The sequence below is a fragment of the Methanolinea sp. genome (genome assembly GCA_016699325.1).
Classification (GTDB): domain Archaea; phylum Halobacteriota; class Methanomicrobia; order Methanomicrobiales; family Methanospirillaceae; genus UBA9949.
The window spans coordinates 1,254,543-1,271,705 of record CP064971.1 but is presented as its reverse complement, the minus strand read 5'-3'; the positions used below and the strand labels follow the sequence as shown (position 1 = coordinate 1,271,705).

18 protein-coding genes are annotated in these 17,163 nt (G+C 56.3%); 8 read left to right on the top strand and 10 right to left on the bottom strand.

Annotated elements, in window-relative coordinates:
• Positions 1-6: 6 nt before the first annotated feature.
• Both IPI71_06705 and IPI71_06700 read right to left on the bottom strand, forming a co-directional pair.
• Positions 7-177 (bottom strand): hypothetical protein, encoded by a 171-nt coding sequence (locus tag IPI71_06705; protein QQR70370.1) that lies wholly within the window; start codon positions 175-177, stop codon positions 7-9.
• 12 nt (positions 178-189) lie between these two features.
• Positions 190-828, bottom strand: coding sequence for a formylmethanofuran dehydrogenase subunit E family protein (locus IPI71_06700; protein QQR70369.1), 639 nt, complete (start codon positions 826-828; stop codon positions 190-192).
• 286 nt (positions 829-1,114) lie between these two features.
• On the opposite strand from IPI71_06700, the gene IPI71_06695 reads away from it, so the two are divergent.
• The 7 genes from IPI71_06695 (at position 1,115) to IPI71_06665 (ending at position 9,202) form a co-directional block, all read left to right on the top strand.
• On the top strand, positions 1,115-1,843 hold the full coding sequence (locus IPI71_06695; GenBank protein QQR70368.1) for a DUF364 domain-containing protein: 729 nt from the start codon (positions 1,115-1,117) through the stop codon (positions 1,841-1,843).
• 561 nt (positions 1,844-2,404) lie between these two features.
• Complete coding sequence (locus IPI71_06690; GenBank protein QQR71976.1) at positions 2,405-2,881, top strand: pyridoxamine 5'-phosphate oxidase family protein; 477 nt, start codon at positions 2,405-2,407, stop codon at positions 2,879-2,881.
• A gap of 374 nt (positions 2,882-3,255) precedes the next feature.
• Complete coding sequence (mutS, locus tag IPI71_06685; GenBank protein ID QQR70367.1) at positions 3,256-5,904, top strand: DNA mismatch repair protein MutS; 2,649 nt, start codon at positions 3,256-3,258, stop codon at positions 5,902-5,904.
• The gene (gene mutL / locus IPI71_06680; GenBank protein ID QQR70366.1) at positions 5,873-7,345 is read left to right on the top strand and encodes a DNA mismatch repair endonuclease MutL; all 1,473 of its coding nucleotides are present in this window, start codon (positions 5,873-5,875) and stop codon (positions 7,343-7,345) included. The genes mutS and mutL overlap by 32 nt, the downstream gene beginning before the upstream one ends.
• Positions 7,314-7,688 (top strand): hypothetical protein, encoded by a 375-nt coding sequence (locus IPI71_06675; protein QQR71975.1) that lies wholly within the window; start codon positions 7,314-7,316, stop codon positions 7,686-7,688. The genes mutL and IPI71_06675 overlap by 32 nt, the downstream gene beginning before the upstream one ends.
• A 140-nt stretch (positions 7,689-7,828) precedes the next feature.
• Complete coding sequence (locus IPI71_06670) at positions 7,829-8,236, top strand: hypothetical protein (GenBank protein ID QQR70365.1); 408 nt, start codon at positions 7,829-7,831, stop codon at positions 8,234-8,236.
• A gap of 780 nt (positions 8,237-9,016) precedes the next feature.
• Positions 9,017-9,202 (top strand): hypothetical protein, encoded by a 186-nt coding sequence (locus IPI71_06665; GenBank protein ID QQR70364.1) that lies wholly within the window; start codon positions 9,017-9,019, stop codon positions 9,200-9,202.
• A gap of 212 nt (positions 9,203-9,414) precedes the next feature.
• On the opposite strand, the gene IPI71_06660 is transcribed toward IPI71_06665, so the two are convergent.
• The 8 genes from IPI71_06660 to IPI71_06625 form a co-directional block, all read right to left on the bottom strand.
• Entirely contained in the window at positions 9,415-9,594 is a 180-nt protein-coding gene (locus IPI71_06660; protein QQR70363.1) for a hypothetical protein, read from the bottom strand.
• Between the two features lie 213 nt (positions 9,595-9,807).
• Entirely contained in the window at positions 9,808-9,948 is a 141-nt protein-coding gene (locus IPI71_06655) for a class I SAM-dependent methyltransferase (GenBank protein QQR70362.1), read from the bottom strand.
• A gap of 60 nt (positions 9,949-10,008) precedes the next feature.
• Positions 10,009-10,758 carry a uroporphyrinogen-III C-methyltransferase gene (gene cobA, locus IPI71_06650; GenBank protein QQR70361.1) on the bottom strand — a complete coding sequence of 250 codons (750 nt, stop codon included), beginning with the start codon at positions 10,756-10,758 and terminating at the stop codon, positions 10,009-10,011.
• Positions 10,748-11,638, bottom strand: coding sequence for a hydroxymethylbilane synthase (gene hemC, locus IPI71_06645; protein QQR70360.1), 891 nt, complete (start codon positions 11,636-11,638; stop codon positions 10,748-10,750). Before hemC ends, cobA begins: the two co-directional genes overlap by 11 nt.
• Positions 11,629-12,870: a glutamate-1-semialdehyde 2,1-aminomutase gene (locus tag IPI71_06640; protein ID QQR70359.1), complete on the bottom strand. Its 1,242-nt coding sequence runs from the start codon at positions 12,868-12,870 to the stop codon at positions 11,629-11,631. The genes hemC and IPI71_06640 overlap by 10 nt, the downstream gene beginning before the upstream one ends.
• Positions 12,857-13,840 (bottom strand): porphobilinogen synthase, encoded by a 984-nt coding sequence (hemB, locus tag IPI71_06635; GenBank protein QQR70358.1) that lies wholly within the window; start codon positions 13,838-13,840, stop codon positions 12,857-12,859. The genes IPI71_06640 and hemB overlap by 14 nt, the downstream gene beginning before the upstream one ends.
• The gene (locus IPI71_06630) at positions 13,819-15,093 is read right to left on the bottom strand and encodes a glutamyl-tRNA reductase (GenBank protein QQR71974.1); all 1,275 of its coding nucleotides are present in this window, start codon (positions 15,091-15,093) and stop codon (positions 13,819-13,821) included. Before IPI71_06630 ends, hemB begins: the two co-directional genes overlap by 22 nt.
• Positions 15,090-15,713 (bottom strand): bifunctional precorrin-2 dehydrogenase/sirohydrochlorin ferrochelatase, encoded by a 624-nt coding sequence (locus IPI71_06625; protein ID QQR70357.1) that lies wholly within the window; start codon positions 15,711-15,713, stop codon positions 15,090-15,092. Before IPI71_06625 ends, IPI71_06630 begins: the two co-directional genes overlap by 4 nt.
• Positions 15,714-16,005: 292 nt before the next feature.
• On the opposite strand from IPI71_06625, the gene wtpA reads away from it, so the two are divergent.
• The gene (wtpA, locus tag IPI71_06620) at positions 16,006-17,073 is read left to right on the top strand and encodes a tungstate ABC transporter substrate-binding protein WtpA (protein QQR70356.1); all 1,068 of its coding nucleotides are present in this window, start codon (positions 16,006-16,008) and stop codon (positions 17,071-17,073) included.
• Positions 17,074-17,163 lie beyond the last annotated feature (90 nt).

Here is a 17,163-nt window from a genome sequence, read left to right as displayed (position 1 = left end):
AAATTGTTACCCGGTCCCGTCAAGGGCTTCCAGGTATCCCCTAACAATGACGATTTCACCACGCAGACCCTGCAGCGGCTTTTCTGCCCGGTCCTGATCGGTTAGCGTACCACACCGACCGGCATCAGATCCGGCAGACCGCTCACCGTTTCCTCTTCCTTCAGAAGGTGCGACCATGGTAGTGCGATGTCATCGGCATTTCTCGTAATACGCAAGGCTCCCGCATCCCGCGCAAATACCCCCTTCCATCAGGTCTTCGGCTATCTGCTCACCGCAGGAAGGGCAGGTTGCCGAGCGCCATTTCTTTTTGTGGGTTACTTTCATCCTGATACGATCAAACGAGAGGATGTCCCTCCCGGAGGTGAGGATCTCGTCTACCAGCTGCCGCTTCATGGTCCCGGCGTTGAAATCAGGACTGTTGTCGAACCAGAGCGCCACAACCGGGTATTTTTCAAGTTTTTTCCGGTCGATATATACCCGCACCCCATCTGCGTACTCTTTCGCAGAAAAAGGGGTCAGGGTCAGGGCGAACTTGCCAATGGGGAGAACCCGGAGCCGGTGATTCCCGATCGTTGCATGCATGATAACCTGTGGCGGGTCCGGAAGGCACTTGTGCGTTTCACAGGTGACATAAATCCTATCGGTAGGTTTCTTTCCCAGCAATTCAAGGGCATAGTCCACCATGAAGACCCCGATCAGGAGACCGGGGGCAGCGTAGGTATGGAAATCGATGCATTTATTGAAAAATTCCCGCAATTCCGGTTTTATTCCTGCAGCAACGAGGCGCTCGGATACTTCTACCTGGGAATATTCTGGAACCAATTGCATGAGGAAATATCAATCAAAACGGCTAAATAGGTTGCTATTGTTAAATTCGTCAGATTAATGGTTGAATCAGGCAAACCATCATAAAGATCTCCCATATCGTTCCCCATGAGGATTTCCCGTCCGGAGTCGTTCTTGTAAACAGGATACATGGATATGTGCTGTCCGGTCCGGGAAACGAGATATCAGAATCAGGCTGGTTATCATCAGAAATGGGCTGATCAGTGTGAAGTAGGTCCACATCGAAGGAAGAGTTGATTGAATAGCCCGGACAGGAACAGTATATCACATGACCATTCTCACCGATATCCTAGCCACCCTCCCAGGAGACGCGCCCGTGCGAAATGTCATCGTGGGTGCTCACTGGACCATGGTGTGCAGCCGTTACTGTGGGCTCGCCAGTACCATCGCACCCTCCAGCCCGCATATGCACCACGACGCCCCGGTGCGCAATGCCGGGCGTCTTCATAAGAAAAGTGCCCGTGAACTGGCTTCGTATGCCCTCTCAGATAACCTGTTGGAAGCGGGTATCGGTATCGCAGCCATCAACTCGCTCCTGCCCATAGATGAAAAAAATGCTGTCGATATCAATGCATCGCAGATACTGGCAGAACGGGGGCGTGGGAAAAGCGTGGCCCTGGTAGGCCATTTTCCCTTTATCCCGCAGCTCCGGAAATCAGTCAGTACTCTCTGGGTAATCGAGCAAAAACCGTTCGGAGACGATTACCCTGCACATTCCGCCCCTGACCTCATTCCAAAGGCCGACGTTGTCGCCCTTACCGGAAGTGCCCTGATCAATCACACCCTCGATGACCTGCTGGCCCTGTGCCGCGCGGATGCACTGGTTATGGTCCTTGGACCGAGCACCCCGCTCTCACCTGTGCTCTTTGAGTATGGGGCTGGAATCATTGCCGGCTCGCGCGTAGTTGATGAACGTTGCGTAATGCAGTTCGTCTCGCAGGGGGCAAACTTCCAGCAGATTGAAGGTGTTCGCAAAGTGGCGCTTTCCGCATTTTAAAATAGCGCGATGATGTTATTTTCAGGGATTTGTCATGAAAACCCGGGACGTCAGGTTCCCAGGGATTTCCTCATTGAGAAAGATCGGGTCCTTCAACAATCTGGCAACCGGCTTAAACCAACAATTCGAGACCAGCAGAAACAGAAATTAATCCAACCTCCCGTGGATTCGGTAAACATGAGGATTTTGGAAGAGTATCTTTCTCCTTGTACATCTCGCCATTTGTGAGGAGGTGCCAGACGAATTTGAGGATCTTCCGAGCCAGCTACACAACGGCTTCCTTATAGCTTAAATGATCTTCTGGAGATGGCCCGGGCGGATCAATTTTATCGATCAATGCAATATTTCCTAATGAGACGGCTGTGTTTTTCAGCATAAAATTCTGTAAACACTACCTTCTCATCTTCCTCCTGGCGAAGTTACTCGATATTCAGGACAGGCCCCCCCGCTATTTTCATTCTGCGTGCATGTGTCTCACCCAGGGGTTCATGTTGTTTTTTTTTTGGCAGGATTTCCAAATATTTAAGGTGCACGGGTGGCTATGTGCACAAGGGTACCGCAATGGAAATCGTGAAAATACCCCGGATGGACAAAGGCGATTATGATCGGCTCATCGAAGAAGGTTATGTCTGCCGCATCGCCTTCCAGGGCGAAAAATATCCCTATATCGCACCTTTTCTCTATGTGTATGACGGAAGGTTCCTCTACTTCCTCTCGACAAAGTATGGTAAGAAGATCGAATACTTCCGTAAAAGCCCTTACGTCGCCGTGGAAATTGAGAAGTACTCGCGCGATCTCTCGTTTTTTACCTTTGTCAGCCTCCAGGGTTACCTCGATGAGGTAACCGATTCTATCGAGAAGAAGATCATCCGCGATGAATTCGTGAACCTGATCAAGGAGCGCCACCTCTCGAAAAATATCCTCGCTGCTCTCGGGCACTCCCCACAAGACCCTCCCGAGGCCATCGCGCTCGAGGAGAGGTCGCTGGTATGGAAGCTGACCGGGGTCAAGGACCTGATTGCGTTGAAAAATATCTGATCTTTTTCCACATCCACGGCCCGGAATCCCGGATATAATCTGATCAGGCACTATGAGAGATTTGGTATTTGGAGGAGAGCCTCGTATCGATACGGGGGTGGGGGGTGGTTGCGACCGGCACAACCAAGGGTTCGGGGATCAATGTATACCCGGGGAAAACGAGGAAGAGTGTCCCTGGCGGCTCCGATAGCCGGGTTTCTTTGCGGGCGCAGCCACGCTTGGATAAATATCGGGGCGAGGCAGAAAACATGTGGGCACTGAAACGGCCATGCTTCTGCAGCGGCTCTTGGTTCTCCTGGACATCATCCTGCCTGTCGGCCGGGGGTGGGAAGATCGGTATGCATTTGTCGTTTTGTGAAGACACAATACATGATATGGCTGAGCGCAACCCACGGCCGGTGGAAAAGACGACGCCGGCCATGGCCCAGTATTGGTCGATCAAAGAGCAGCATCAGGACGCAATCCTGTTCTTCCATATCGGTGACTTCTACGAGACCTTCTGCGAGGATGCGGAGACCGTATCCCGGGAGCTAGATATTGCGCTCACCTCCCGGTCACGGGACAGTTCGGGCGCTAGGATCCCCCTCGCAGGCGTCCCCTGCCATGCGGCAGAAGGCTATATCTCCCGGCTGATCGCTAAGGGCTACCGCGTGGCGGTCTGCGACCAGATCGAGGATGCCAGGCATGTGAAAGGGATTGTGAAGCGCGAGGTAGTGCGGGTCGTAACCCCCGGCACGACCATTGATGAAGACTTGCTCTCCTCCCCACAGGCCCGTTTCCTGATGGCTGTTGTTCCCGGTGACCGAAAAACCGAACTGGGCCTTTCATTCCTCGATCTCTCCACCGGCCAGTTCCTGGTTACCGCCTGCAGCAGGGACCGGGGGAACGGGGATCTGGTCTCTGAGATACGACGATACCAGCCTGCAGAATGCCTCCTTCCCGCCGCCCTCGCCGATGAACTTGGAGATATCGTGCGTACCTGCGGGGTCGTGGTCACAATAACCGGAGCATCTCCGGGCACGGACGAGGCATCATCTTTTTTAAAAGAGCAGTTCGGTGGAGAGGAGCTGGGGCGGTCCGGGGTCCTGGGGTGCCCGGCAGCGGTGAGGGCTGGCGCCATCGCACTCCGGTACGCGAAAGAGATGCAACGGAAAGAACTCTCGCATATCAGGTCCCTGTCCTTCCACCGGTTATCCGAGGGCTGTGTGATCGATGGTATCACTCAGCGGAACCTCGAGATTATCAGGAGTATCAGGGGGAGGGCCGGAGACCCGACCCTCCTCTCCATCCTTGATTTGACTGGAACCCCGATGGGGAGCAGGCTCCTCCGGCAGTGGCTTACGACCCCGCTCCTATCGGTAGAGAGGATCAATGACCGGCTTGATGGTGTTGAATTTTTTACGAAAAATACACCGGTCCGTGCAAAAATCCGGGCGATAATCGCAAAAACTGCAGACATCGATCGGATTGCAGGGAGGATCTCCTGCCGGACCGCGTCGCCGCGGGACCTTATCTCCCTTGCCCGATCCCTTTCCACGGTCCCTGCACTCAAGGACGCCCTTTCCGAAAGCGAATTGCCCCGGCTCGTTTCCGGAGCACTTGGAAATCTCGGCGATCCCGGGGCCATGACTGACCTTATCGGGCGGGCGATCACTGACAATCCGCCGGTCTCTCCCCATAGCGGGGGAGTCTTTCGGGACGGCTACGATTCTCACCTTGACATGCTCAGATCACGATCCGCACGGGGAAAGGAGTGGATTGTCGCCCTGCAGCAGCAGGAACGGGAGCGGACCGGGATCCGGTCGCTCAAGGTTGCGTACAATTCCGTGTTTGGGTACTACATCGAGGTGACCAGGCCGAATCTCCACCTGGTCCCGAAAGAGTACGAACGGAAGCAAACAACATCGACCGGAGAACGGTTCACCCTTCCTGCACTCCGGGAGCAGGAAGCGGTAATCGTTACCACAGAGGAGGGCCTCCTTGCCCTTGAACAGGAACTCTATGCCAAGCTCCTCGATACCCTGGCAGAGGCCATGCCCCTGTTCCAGGCCATCTCGCAAGGCATGGCGGTACTTGATATCATCTCATCGCTGGCAGAAGTTGCGGTGCACCATCGCTACACCCGGCCGGTAGTGGACAAGTCTCTCGATATCCTGATCCGGGAGGGCCGGCACCCGGTCGTGGAACAGTCGCCTGGGGTATCCTTTGTTCCCAATGACACCCTCCTCTCCGCTGGCGGCGATCAGATACTGATTATCACCGGTGCGAATATGGCCGGGAAGTCCACGTATATGAGGGCCGTGGCCCACATCGTTGTCATGGCCCAGGCAGGCTCTTTTGTGCCTGCCGCCCATGCCCGGATCGGCCTCGTGGACAGAATTTTTACCCGGGTAGGCGCCTTCGACGACCTCGCCAGCGGACAGAGCACCTTCATGCTGGAGATGCTCGAACTTGCCAATATCCTGAACAACGTATCCAGCAGGAGTCTGGTCATCCTCGACGAGATTGGGCGGGGTACGAGCACGCTTGACGGCTACTGTATCGCGCGATCGGTTCTCGAATTTTTGCATGGGAAAAAACAAACCGGACCCCGTACGCTTTTTGCCACGCATTTCCATGAGATTATCACCGCCGAATCTGATCTGAAGAGGGTGAAAAATTGTCATTTCGCCGTCAGAGACACCGGATCAGATGTGGTCTTCCTCCACACTCTCCTTCCCGGGGCAACCGACCGGAGCTACGGAATACACGTCGCCACTCTTGCAGGAGTTCCGACAGACGTGACCGGGCGTGCCGCCGCCATCCTCGATGAACTGGTCAAGGGCGGGGGGCATCCGGGTGAACGGGTGAAGCGGTATACACAGATGTTGCTGGTTGATGCGCCGCAGGCAACCCCTGATCCTGTCATCGCCGATCTCAACGATCTCGATCCGGACAGCATGACACCCCGCCAGGCCCTTGAAGTGCTCTATGAGCTTCACAGGAAAGCCGGTGGGCGTAAAGGGGCGGATCGCGGTGGATGAGTCCCGGTGCAGTATCCGGCAGCTCGATGAGGCCACGATCAGCAGGATCGCTGCCGGCGAAGTGGTGGAACGACCGGCATCAGTGGTAAAAGAGCTTTGCGAGAATGCGCTGGATGCTGGTGCTTCAGCTGTCAGAATAAGGATCATTACCCATGGAGGGCGGATTTCTGCCATAACCGTCACTGATGACGGTTGCGGGATGAACCGCGATGAGGCCCGGTTGGCTTTTTCCCGCCACGCAACGAGCAAGATAAAAGAGATCGACGATCTCTGCACCTGTAAGACACTGGGGTTCCGTGGTGAGGCATTGGCAAGTATTGCTGCAGTCTCCCGCGTCACGCTGACCACCAGGGAGAGGGGAAAACCGGCAGTTGCCGGCACAAGGCTTGTAAACGAAGGCGGAACGATTACCGGCGAACAGGAGGCCGGGTGCCCTGTGGGAACGAGTATTACCGTTGAGGATATCTTCTACAATACTCCGGCGAGGAGGAAATTCCAGCGGTCACAGGCAGCTGAAATCGCACAAATATCCCATGTCGTTGAGCGGTTAACAATCACCCACCCGCATATCGCATTCAGCCTCATCGTTGACGAGCGGGAGAAGATCTCGGTCCCCAGGGGCGGCTGCCTGTATGACGCAATCGTCTCGTTGTTCGGCCTCGAACTTGCCGAAGCACTCATACCTGTTACAGCCGAGGGTGAACACGCAGGCGTTCGCGGGTACCTAGCGGCCCCGGCCCAGTCCCGAAAGGATCACTCCCGTATCTTTCTCTCGGTAAATTCCAGGCCAGTCTCGTCACGGCTCCTCGTATCCGCTGTGCGGGAAGCCTATGGTACGCTGCTTCCTTCTGACCGGTATCCCGTGGCATTTCTCGATATCGTGATCCCTGGGACCGATGTTGATGTAAATGTCCATCCCGCGAAAAGGGAAGTCAGGTTCGCGCACGAGCGGGATATCGCGTCTGAAATTACCGCACTCCTCAACAATGTACTTCTGGCCAGCTGCCTCATTCCCGCGAAGGACGCCGGGACAACTGCCCGGGCAGCCACGAACATCCCAAGCACTCCCGTCCGGTACCAGCCTTCGGATTCCGGTGTGGCGGGTGTACAGGAGCCCCGTCTGCGTGAACAGCTCCTGACCGGGAGGCAGTTACGGTTGACCGAGCGGGGCTATGCGGACCACCCGGGTCATGATCATGAAGAGGGAAGGCTGCCTGACCTCCGGGTTATCGGGCAACTGTCGAATCTCTATATCCTCTGCAGCACACCCGAAGATGATCTCCTCCTGATCGACCAGCATGCTGCGCATGAACGGATCCTCTACGAACAAATCGGTAGCTGGCCCACATTCCGGGATCGCGCACAGGAGTTGATCGAGCCGGTGATCATCAGGCTGTCTCCTCGCGAGGCTGAACTCTTCGCTGCCGCCATACCGGTATAACCAGGAAGGTTTTACGGTCGAGCCCTTCGGACCGAAGGCCTGGGCAATACGATCCGTCCCGGTCATCCTTGGGAGGACGGCCGATCCGGTAATGGTGAAGGAAATCGTATCCGATCTGATCGAACCCGGGATTTCGCGGGGGGTCGACAGCGTGGAACGGTTGAGGAGGATTGTTGCCTGCCGGGGAGCGGTGAAGGCCGGTGCGGTGTGCACACCCGATCAGTGCGAACAGCTGATCCGTCAGCTCCGGAAAATGCAAAACCCGTTTACCTGTCCCCACGGCCGGCCGACCATGGTGGTGTTCACCAAAAAGAAGCTTGATGGGCTCTTTGAGCGGATTTGAGCGGGTTTCCTGAACCTGGAGGTTCAGAAAACTTATAAAGTCCTGGTGTCATTGGTAACGTGGCAAAGGATATTCAACCGGAACAGAGGGTATGTATGATTTCGGGAAGATGTATATCAATTCTTCTGGCACTCCTGCTGGTGCTCCTTCCAGGAACGGTCGCAGCGGAAGACTATGCCACGACCTGGGGGGTCTTTTCCACAGCGACGACGATATCGGCGATAGGGACCGGCAATGAGACAGTCTCCATCGAATATATCACCTACGATGATGGGTTGGCGAAAAAAACCGAATGGGTTTCCTCACAGACCCTGGACAACCCTTCCGCACTCTCGTGGAGTTCAAAGCTGAACCTCGGCCTCCAAGGTGATTCATTCTGGTGGGATTTCCAGGATACCGGGCTTACGAGAACCTGGGAAAAAACCGAGACAATCCTCCCGTTTGTAGCTCCGGAGATCCAGAAACCGACTCCTTCTCCGATAACCTCGAAATATCCCCTGACACCAACAGCTTCTCTAATAACCATGAAAAAATTGTTATTTTTCTGAAACAAACAATACCCCTCCTTTCCCTGATCGTCACTCCTCGGTGCGGGATTCCAGATCCATTGTTCCCCGGAAGCTACCGTACAGAATAGTCCTGCAGGGGAAGGGGTTGTACATTCCCTGGTACTGACGCTCACCAGGGTCCGGTGCTTGTCGGTGATCTTGATCTGGCGAAACAGGAACCCCTCCACTGGAATCCTGCCGGGGATCAAATATCCGGGTAAAGAATATGAGTGGATACCGCTGTAAAAGATCTCTCCGACGAAAATACAATTTGTAAAAAATCCTTGATTTCGTCGTTTTGCAATATACTCCACATATTGCCTCCAGCGGCAATTCCGATTATGGAATGAAGTAACTATCTCTCCGATTTTTCCCTGGCATAGAATCCCTCAAAAGAGCAGATCTTATCTCCACATTTCATGACTTTCTTCAAAAATTATGTGATAATTTTTTGATTTTCCAGATGTGTGGACACCGGTTCCCATGGAAGTAGGAATTTCGGGAATCACGGGCTGGATTGGAGACCGTATAGGGCTTATTTTTGTCTATATCAATACAGAGAAATTCATCAGCAGATAACTATCTCCCTGTTCTCCCTCATAGGAAACTTCATTTGGATTTGAAATGGCTAACTACCATCTTCCCGCTGGCATTTTTTTGGGAAAGGATCAGGCAAATGTTTATCCATTATTTTTTTAAGAATCGTACTGGCGTGGTATACGAGGAGGCCCTTCCCCTCATTGAAGAAACCCTGGACCGGGAAAAACCACGCCACTGCTGATGGACTACGGTTGGTACCGCGGAACCACCATAGAAAATCCAAACCGGCGGAACAGGCACTATGTCCGGCAGGCACCCTTTGAAGGGTCGAATCAACAGGTCCGGGGAAACATTCTCCGGCTGATGGTGGTGAGCGGGGATATAACGGTTGAGGATCTCTGCCGGAACCTTGATCTGCCCGTGTAAGCGGGCAGGGTGGTGCTATGCCAGCTTGGGGAAGAGGGATTCATCCCCCGGGAAGGAGGCGAGGTACGAATTGGTTGATCCTGATGAGGAACAACCCCCATTAAGGGGGGGTATCCTGCATGAGTGTTACCAGAACGGAGAGATTCCGGACTATCACCCCTGTAAGCGGATCCCTCTGTTCCCTGGATTCACCTGGCAGAAGGGGTTCCGGACTATCCTCTCAGGAAATAGCCGATCAGGATGAGCAGGAGCCCGGTGTAGAACATGATCGCCCAGGGCCACGAGAAGCCCGGATCGATGGTGGCGAACCCCTTGAGATCCTGCAGCAGCACAAGGAAAAACCCTGCCACGAAGCAGAGCAGGCTGAGCTGTTTCTTTGTCGTTTTCTCCATGCTGTATCTCCGTTGTTCTTCTCCTTAAAAAGAGGGTATGGCGTGCTCCCATATATTCTTTCAGGGAAATTATCCACGATTTGCTGGGAATCTGACGAAGAAAAGGGAGAAAAGGCGGGAGTGCGGGACCTAAGGATTGAATACCGTACCGGGCTGGCCAGTTCGATGGATGCACCTGACCACATCGTCACGGATATGTGCTGAATAGATTTTCTATACGCAGGGTGTGGCATGCACGGCGACCTTTCCAGTCCCGCAACCGATGTCCACCATCACATCACCGTTCCTCAGGCCGAGTCTCTGGAGCAAAGCGGTCATGATCTCATCCCTGGTGGGGCCTCCGGTAAGGGTCATCCCTCCTTTAACCGGATTGTGGCAGAACAATATAACATGTCCCCGGGGCGTGATACCGCTTCAGAGGCGAATGAGTTCCTCCCCTTTGCGATAAAGGGAGACCACCCTGCCAATGACGATGACTGCCGGGGGCTTCACCCCTTGCTCCCCGGCAATCTCCCCGATATCCCGGAGGGTCCCGGTGGTCACCCGCTGGTTTTCCCGGAGCCCGTTTTCGATTATTGCCACCGGGGTACCGGGATCCATTCCGTTCCCCATCAGGGATGCTGCGATTTCCGGGAGGTTCTTCACTCCCATCAAGATTACGAGGGTCCCCTGCTGCTGTGCCAGGAGTTTCCAGTCTAGCGCCTGTTCCGGCTTGGTGGGATCCTCGTGGCCTGTAATAATCGTGACCTGCGAGGCGAACTTCCGGTGGGTCAGGGGAATCCCCACCGCGCCGGGAACGGCAAGGGCACTTGTGATGCCAGGGACAAGTTCCACAGGGATGTTGTTGGCCCGGAGAACTTCGAGCTCCTCCCCACCGCGCCCGAAGAGGAAGGGATCACCGCCCTTCAACCGGACCACCTGCTTTCCCTCACGGGCCTTCGCCACCATCAGGGCTTCGATCTCCTCCTGCTTTAGGGTATGTTCCGACCCGTATTTTCCACAGTCGATCTTCTCAGCCTTTTCCGGCAGTCCGGAGAGTATTTCCTCACCAGGCAGCTGGTCGAAGAGAATCACGTCAGCCGAATCGATCACTGCGCGGGCCCGGATGGTGAGAAGTCCCTCCCCTCCTGGCCCTGAGCCTACCAGATATACCTTACCGCTCATCCCTGATCCCCATTCTCTCGTATGCTTCCCTGATCAGCGTTCTTCCTTCCTTCCGCAGTATCCTTCCGCAGGCACGGGCTTCGTCCATCGATGTGACATCCTCCTCGATCCTTACCTGCCGGTCACCGTCAAGCGAGAGGATCTCCCCGATTAGGTGGCCGTTTTGGCAGGAGATACCATGAGGGGTGAAGCATCCACCGCCCACTTCCTCCATCACCGCCCGTTCAATCCCTGTATCGAAGCGGGTCTCAGGGTGATCCATCTCCGTGAGGATCGCTGTCAGCTCCGGGTCATCCCGACAGACCACGGCAATGGCCCCCTGGTTCGGGGACGGTACGAACTGGTCAGGGGATAGCCTCGTACCCGGAACCGAGAGTGACATCCGCTCGATGCCTGCCTCCGCAAGCACGATGGCATCGTACTGGCCGTCCGCGAGTTTCCGGAGCCGGGTGTCCACGTTGCCCCGCAGCGGTTCCACGAAAGTTCCCGGCAGGTTGCGGAGGATCTGGGCCCGCCGGCGGGTGCTCGAAGTCCCGATGATGTGCACGATATCGAGCGGGAGTGTGTGGGCCAGGAAATCGGCGGGCGAATCCCGTTTAAGGATAGCGGCCGTGACCAACCCGGCCGGCCGGAGCGCGGGGATGTCCTTCATGCTGTGGACGGCACAGTCAATTCCGCCTTCGAGAATGGCATCGTCGAGTGCCCGGACAAAGACCCCCTGCCCGCCAATTTCATGGAGCGGCACCCCATCTATTGAATCCCCCCGGGTGGTGATAATGGAGAGCTCGGTCCGGTGTCCCAGGTCACCGAGCAGCGCCGCTACCCGCTCGGCCTGCACCATGGCCAGCCGGCTCCCCCGGGTCCCTATCTTCAGAGACATGCCTGGTATGCCGCCGCAATCCTCCCGATATCTCCTTCTTCATGGACGGCTGAGAGGAAATTGGTCTCAAACTGTGACGGTGGGAGGAAAATTCCTTCTTTTCGCATTGCATTCCAGAATGCCGAAAATTTTGCGGTATCGCATTCCTTCACCTCCTGGTAGGTGCGTGGGGGTCGGTCCCTGAAGAAATATTTGAACATCGATCCCAGCTGCACAAACGACCCTCCGGTCTTCCGCTCCACGGCCTCGCCGATTCTCGCTCCTGCAGCCTGCATCGCCTGGTAGCTGTCCCGGTGTGCGTGCAGCCATCGGACTGTGGCTATGCCGGCAGCGAGGGAGAGGGGATTTCCGGAAAAGGTTCCTGCCTGGTATACCGGGCCGGACGGGGAGACCAGCTCCATGATCTCTTTCCTCCCGCAGAATGCTCCGATGGGAAGACCGCCACCGATGATCTTTCCAAGCGTGGTGATGTCGGGCCGCACGCCGAACATCACCTGGGCACCTCCGATTCCCAACCGGTAGCCGGTGATGACCTCGTCGAAAATGAGGAGCACGTCATGTGCCCGGGTGATCTCCCGCACCTCCTGGAGGTAGGGGCCATCCGGGAGAACGGGGCCGATATTCCCCATCACCGGTTCGAGGATGAATGCTGCGATGTCCTTTTCGCGGGACAGCAGGCTCTCCAGGGACTCCGGATCATTGTAGGGGACCTGCCAGGTATGGGAGACCACATCAGGGGGGACACCCGCGGAATCAGGCACGCCATGGGTGGTTGCTCCCGACCCTGCTTTTATCAGCACGCTGTCGTGGGCGCCGTGGAACCCTCCCTCTACCTTGACGATGTCCTGTTTTTGGGAAAAGCCCCGTGCAAGGCGGATGGCGGCCATGGTGGCCTCTGATCCACTCGAGACGAACCGGATCATGTCCATCCCGGGATGGTCGCGGATGATCATCTCCGCGAACTCCGGTTCGACCGGTGACGGCGTCCCATAGAGCCAGCCTTTCGAGAGCTGCCCGGTGATGGCCTGGTAGACGAGCGGATGGGCATGGCCGAGGATAAGCGGGCCATAGGCCATGCAGCAGTCAATAAGGGTCTCGCCGTCAACTGTGGTAATCCGGCAACCGTCCCCAGATTTGGTATAGAACGGATACGGCTTGATGGCCCGGACCGGGCTGCTCACGCCGCCGGGCATCAGCCCCCGTGCCTTCCGGAAGAGATCACGACTCCTCATCGAGCCACCCTGCCACATCCCCGGCAAAGTAGGTGATGATGAGGTCTGCGCCTGCCCGCCTGATGCACAGGAGGCTCTCCATCGCCACCTTTCTCTCATCGATCCATCCCTGGGCGGAAGCAGCCTTGATCATCGCATACTCGCCGCTCACCTGGTAGGCTGCGACAGGCAGGCCTAACGCCCGAATCCCGGCCACCAGGTCGAGGTAGAACCCGGCCGGCTTGACCATGAGGATATCAGCCCCCTCCCAGCAGTCGAGCTCGGACTCCCGGATCGCCTCCCGGCCATTGGCCGGGTTGATCTGGTAGGTGCTCCGGTCACCGAAGGAATACCCCGAATCTACCGCTTCCCGGAACGGCCCGTACAGAGCGCTAGCAAACTTGGTTGAGTAGGACATGATCGCTGTATCCGTGAATCCCGCATCATCCAAGGCATGCCGCACTGTGGCAACCATCCCATCGAGCATGCAGGAAGGAGCAACAATATCGGCCCCAGCCCGGGCATGGCTGACTGCGATCTGTGCCATTAGCTCAAGGGACCGGTCGTTATCGAGATCCGGGCCCCAGGGGCCATCAGTGAGGATCCCGCAATGGCCATGATCGGTGTATTCGCAGGCACAGACATCGGTGATAACCACCAGGTCCGGGAGGGAGGCCTTGAGGGACCGGACTGCCTGATGGACTATCCCTTCCGGGTTGTATGCCTCCGATGCCCCGGCATCCTTCCGTGCGGGGATGCCGAAGAGGAGAATAGCAGGGATTCCTTTTTCCCGGAGGCCTTCTGCAGCACGGACAATGCCTGCGGCAGGATACCGGAACTGTCCAGGCATGGAGGGTATGGGTATCGGCCTTTCTGCGTTCTCGTCCACGAAAAGCGGGGCCACGAGATCTGCCTTTGAGATAAAATTCTCCTGTACCAGGGGCTGGAGCAGCCTGCCACGCAGCCTTCTCATTCTTCGTTGCGGAAACATATCTTCTCACCTTGGGTAATTGCCGCTACCAGCGACTGGGCGTAGCCGAGGTCGCCGCATTCTGCGCAGAGCCTGATCGAGACGGTCACCTCTGAAAGGATCTTGTTCACCAGTGCCCGGCTGAGATCATCAACGATCTGGCCGGCCCGCGGATTGCCGGCGCCGAGCCGGGACAGTGCACGGTCCCTCTCCCGCAGCCGGATCGATTCCGCCCAGGTATGGAGGTGCGATAAGGTCTCATCAGCGGCCTTCCCGTTCAGCAGCCGGGTGAACTGGTGTAACTCTTCCTCGACAAATGAACCAGCCTGCTCGGCAGCCTCTTTCCGGGTGTTCATGGTCAGCTCATTGATGCGCCGGAGGCTGTCGATAGTGAAGAGGTGGATCCCATCGATCTCCTCCGTCCCTTCCTCGACATCTCTTGGCTGGGCGATATCGATCAGGACAAGGGGTCGTGGATGGCTGTCCAGCGGCCAGCGCCGGCTCCGCATTATCTCCTGCAGGTTCTCCCGGTAGATGATCGGATGGGGTGCAGAAGTGCAGGAGATAACCAGGTCGGAGATGGTCATATAACGGGGGAGCTCTGTCAGCTTGACCGCCTTTCCCCCTATCTTCTTTGCCAGCACCTCGGCCCGATTGTAGGTCCGGTTGGCAACGTACATCGCCGTCAGTTTCTTGGCAGCGAGGGCCTGGGCGACCAGCATCCCCATTTCTCCGGACCCGACCACGAGAATGCGCTTTCCCTCGAGGCTGCCAAGTTGTTCCTCGGCAAGCAGGACCGCTGCAGAGCCGATGGAGACCGCGCCGCGGTTGATCCGGGTATGCCGGCGCACTTCGATCCCGGTGTGCACCGCCTTGTTGATGCAGAGTTCGAGAATCGGACTTGCCGCCCCGGCCTCCTTTGCCAGGGCAAGCGCGTCCTTGAGTTGCCCGATGATCTGGTCCTCGCCGACAATCATTGATTCCATACCGGCAGCAAGGAGGAGGAGGTGCCGGAGGGCCTCGGTCCCGGTCAGTAGCGAGAAGCCGGATCTCCCTTCCTCCTCGAGCAGCGACCTGAGAGCTGAACTCTCGCCGTGCACCAGGATTTCGATCCGGTTACAGGTCTGGATAATCAGGACTCCCCGAAACCGACCCTTGGCCCGGGCGAGGAAAGCCGCTTCATCGGCGAACCGGAACTGCTCCAGCCTGTCTACCGTTGCCTGGTGGTGGCTGATACCGGCAATGGCGATTGGGACAAAGAGGAGGTCGTTCATGCCAGATACTTCCTCTCGATGAGATTCCATGCAGCATCCTCCCCTTCCCGCAACGCTTCCCAGGCATCCGGGTCATTGAGAACGGATACGAGAATCTCCCGCCGTTTCATGATTTCGGGTTCCGTTTGCCGGAGAAAACGGCGGAGCCGTTCCTGGAGCCTGATCATCCGTTCAAGGCAGGGGAGGGAAGACTGGAGATGTTCCCGGAGATACCTGCTTATAGCCGGGCTCTTCCCCGCGGTTGTTATGGAGAGGGTGAAGTTCTCTCCCCGAATCACAGAGGGGATCACCACGTCCCCCGGTTCTCCGCGGGCGTTGTTGAACAGGATCCCCTGCGATCGGCACAGGGCGCCGATTCGGTTGTTTAAAACCGGGTCCGGTGTCGTGGCAACAGCGAGGTCTGACCCGGTGAGTAGCTGCAGGAGTTCATTATCAGATTTCACGGAGAGATCCGTTTCTACCAGGGTCACTCCCATCCCTGCGAGGCGTGATGAGAATGACCGTGAGTATACTGTCACTTCCGCTTCCCTGCAGAAAAACCCTGCCTTCCGGACGCCGACATCCCCCCCTCCGAATATTGTCACCTTCTTGCCTGAGAAGTCCAGCATGAGGGGGATCATTGCTATAGATCTACCTTCTCTTTTTTAATTAAGATGTTGGATTCGGGGTGGATTTCATACGAGAAAGGTGGCTGGGCGCTGCCTGTTCCCGGCTCTCAAAATATGGAAAAAAAGGTCCTTTTTCAAGGCCTGGTTCGACAGTTTCGTACCGTGGACAGGGCGCTGACGAAAAAGACAATGGAAGATACCTGACACGATGCCGTTTCGAACACACTTTTTTTTCAATGCTCTCCTGGACGCATTACAGCACATGTAAGCAGACTTATTATAGAGGACTGTATACACTACGATTATGAAACAAATTGTAAAGTACCTTGCATTAACCATTCTCGTCATGGGCCTGCTTCTATCCTGCGCCTGCGTCAGCAAGGAACCCGGATCGCCGGTAACGCCCCCTGTCACAACTGCTCCGGGGGAGAAGATCACGGTAAAGGTGTTCCATGCGGGAAGCCTGACCGGGCCTTTTGAGAAACTGAAAGCCAAGTACGAAGCGAAGTATCCCAACACCGAAGTCCTCCTCGAACCGGCCGGCAGTGTGGATTGCATCAAGAAGGTGACCGACCTCGACAAGCCGGCCGAAGTGGTTGCATCGGCCGATTATCTCCTGATTCCCCAGTACATGGTGCCTGCAGATGCCGACTGGTACATCACGTTTGCCAAGAACCGGATGACAATCGCATACACGAACAACAGCAAATTTGCCTCCGAGATAAACGCTGACAACTGGTACAAGATCCTCGCCCGGGATGGGGTCCGGTGGGCATTCTCCGATCCCAATGCCGACCCGGCCGGGTACCGTACCCCCATGGTAATCAAGCTCGCCGAGGGCTACTACGGCGATAGTAGTATCTTTAAGACTCTTATCGGTGACCACAGCGGTATCACGACATCCGAGAGCGGCGGGGTCTGGACTATCGATGCAACTGACCCGACACCTGACGGCACCAAGTTGACCATCCGCCCCAAGAGCGTCGAGCTGGTCCAAATGGTGCAGGCCGGCGGCATCGATTATGCCTGGGAGTACATCAGCGTCTCGGTGCAGAATGACCTGGAGTATGTCGTGCTTCCTGAGGCAATCGATCTCTCATCTGTCGATTATGCAGACGACTACGCGACGGTCCAGGTAAAAGCTAAGAAAGGAGACGGAACGACCATGTACGTAGGAACACCCATTATCTTTGGTGTAACAGTACCAAAGATCGCCGAGCACCCTGAGTACGGGGTTCTCTTCGTCCAGATGCTGATCGGCCCTGAAGGCCAGGCTATCATGACCGCCGACGGCCAGCCGCCGATTGTCCCCGCCGGCGGATTTGGAGCTGTTCCCCCCGAGCTGGCCGGCATGGTCGAAATGAAATCCTAACCTTTTTTTCTGCAGCCAGTAAATGGGTACATGTTTTCCAGGGGATTTTGTCAAAGATGCGTGCGGATCACCTCAGCCGCCCGGTCCCTG

Bases quoted from the DNA above. Each gene is read 5' to 3' on its own strand.
- hemB (QQR70358.1), bottom strand. From the start codon at position 13,840: ATGTTTCCGCAACGAAGAATGAGAAGGCTGCGTGGCAGGCTGCTCCAG.
- IPI71_06705 (QQR70370.1), bottom strand. From the start codon at position 177: ATGGTCGCACCTTCTGAAGGAAGAGGAAACGGTGAGCGGTCTGCCGGA.
- IPI71_06695 (QQR70368.1), top strand. From the start codon at position 1,115: ATGACCATTCTCACCGATATCCTAGCCACCCTCCCAGGAGACGCGCCC.
- cobA (QQR70361.1), bottom strand. From the start codon at position 10,758: ATGAGCGGTAAGGTATATCTGGTAGGCTCAGGGCCAGGAGGGGAGGGA.
- mutS (QQR70367.1), top strand. From the start codon at position 3,256: ATGGCTGAGCGCAACCCACGGCCGGTGGAAAAGACGACGCCGGCCATG.
- IPI71_06700 (QQR70369.1), bottom strand. From the start codon at position 828: ATGCAATTGGTTCCAGAATATTCCCAGGTAGAAGTATCCGAGCGCCTC.
- IPI71_06655 (QQR70362.1), bottom strand. From the start codon at position 9,948: ATGACCCTTACCGGAGGCCCCACCAGGGATGAGATCATGACCGCTTTG.
- IPI71_06660 (QQR70363.1), bottom strand. From the start codon at position 9,594: ATGGAGAAAACGACAAAGAAACAGCTCAGCCTGCTCTGCTTCGTGGCA.
- wtpA (QQR70356.1), top strand. From the start codon at position 16,006: ATGAAACAAATTGTAAAGTACCTTGCATTAACCATTCTCGTCATGGGC.
- hemC (QQR70360.1), bottom strand. From the start codon at position 11,638: ATGTCTCTGAAGATAGGGACCCGGGGGAGCCGGCTGGCCATGGTGCAG.
- IPI71_06665 (QQR70364.1), top strand. From the start codon at position 9,017: ATGGACTACGGTTGGTACCGCGGAACCACCATAGAAAATCCAAACCGG.
- IPI71_06690 (QQR71976.1), top strand. From the start codon at position 2,405: ATGGAAATCGTGAAAATACCCCGGATGGACAAAGGCGATTATGATCGG.
- IPI71_06625 (QQR70357.1), bottom strand. From the start codon at position 15,713: ATGATCCCCCTCATGCTGGACTTCTCAGGCAAGAAGGTGACAATATTC.
- IPI71_06630 (QQR71974.1), bottom strand. From the start codon at position 15,093: ATGAACGACCTCCTCTTTGTCCCAATCGCCATTGCCGGTATCAGCCAC.
- IPI71_06640 (QQR70359.1), bottom strand. From the start codon at position 12,870: ATGAGGAGTCGTGATCTCTTCCGGAAGGCACGGGGGCTGATGCCCGGC.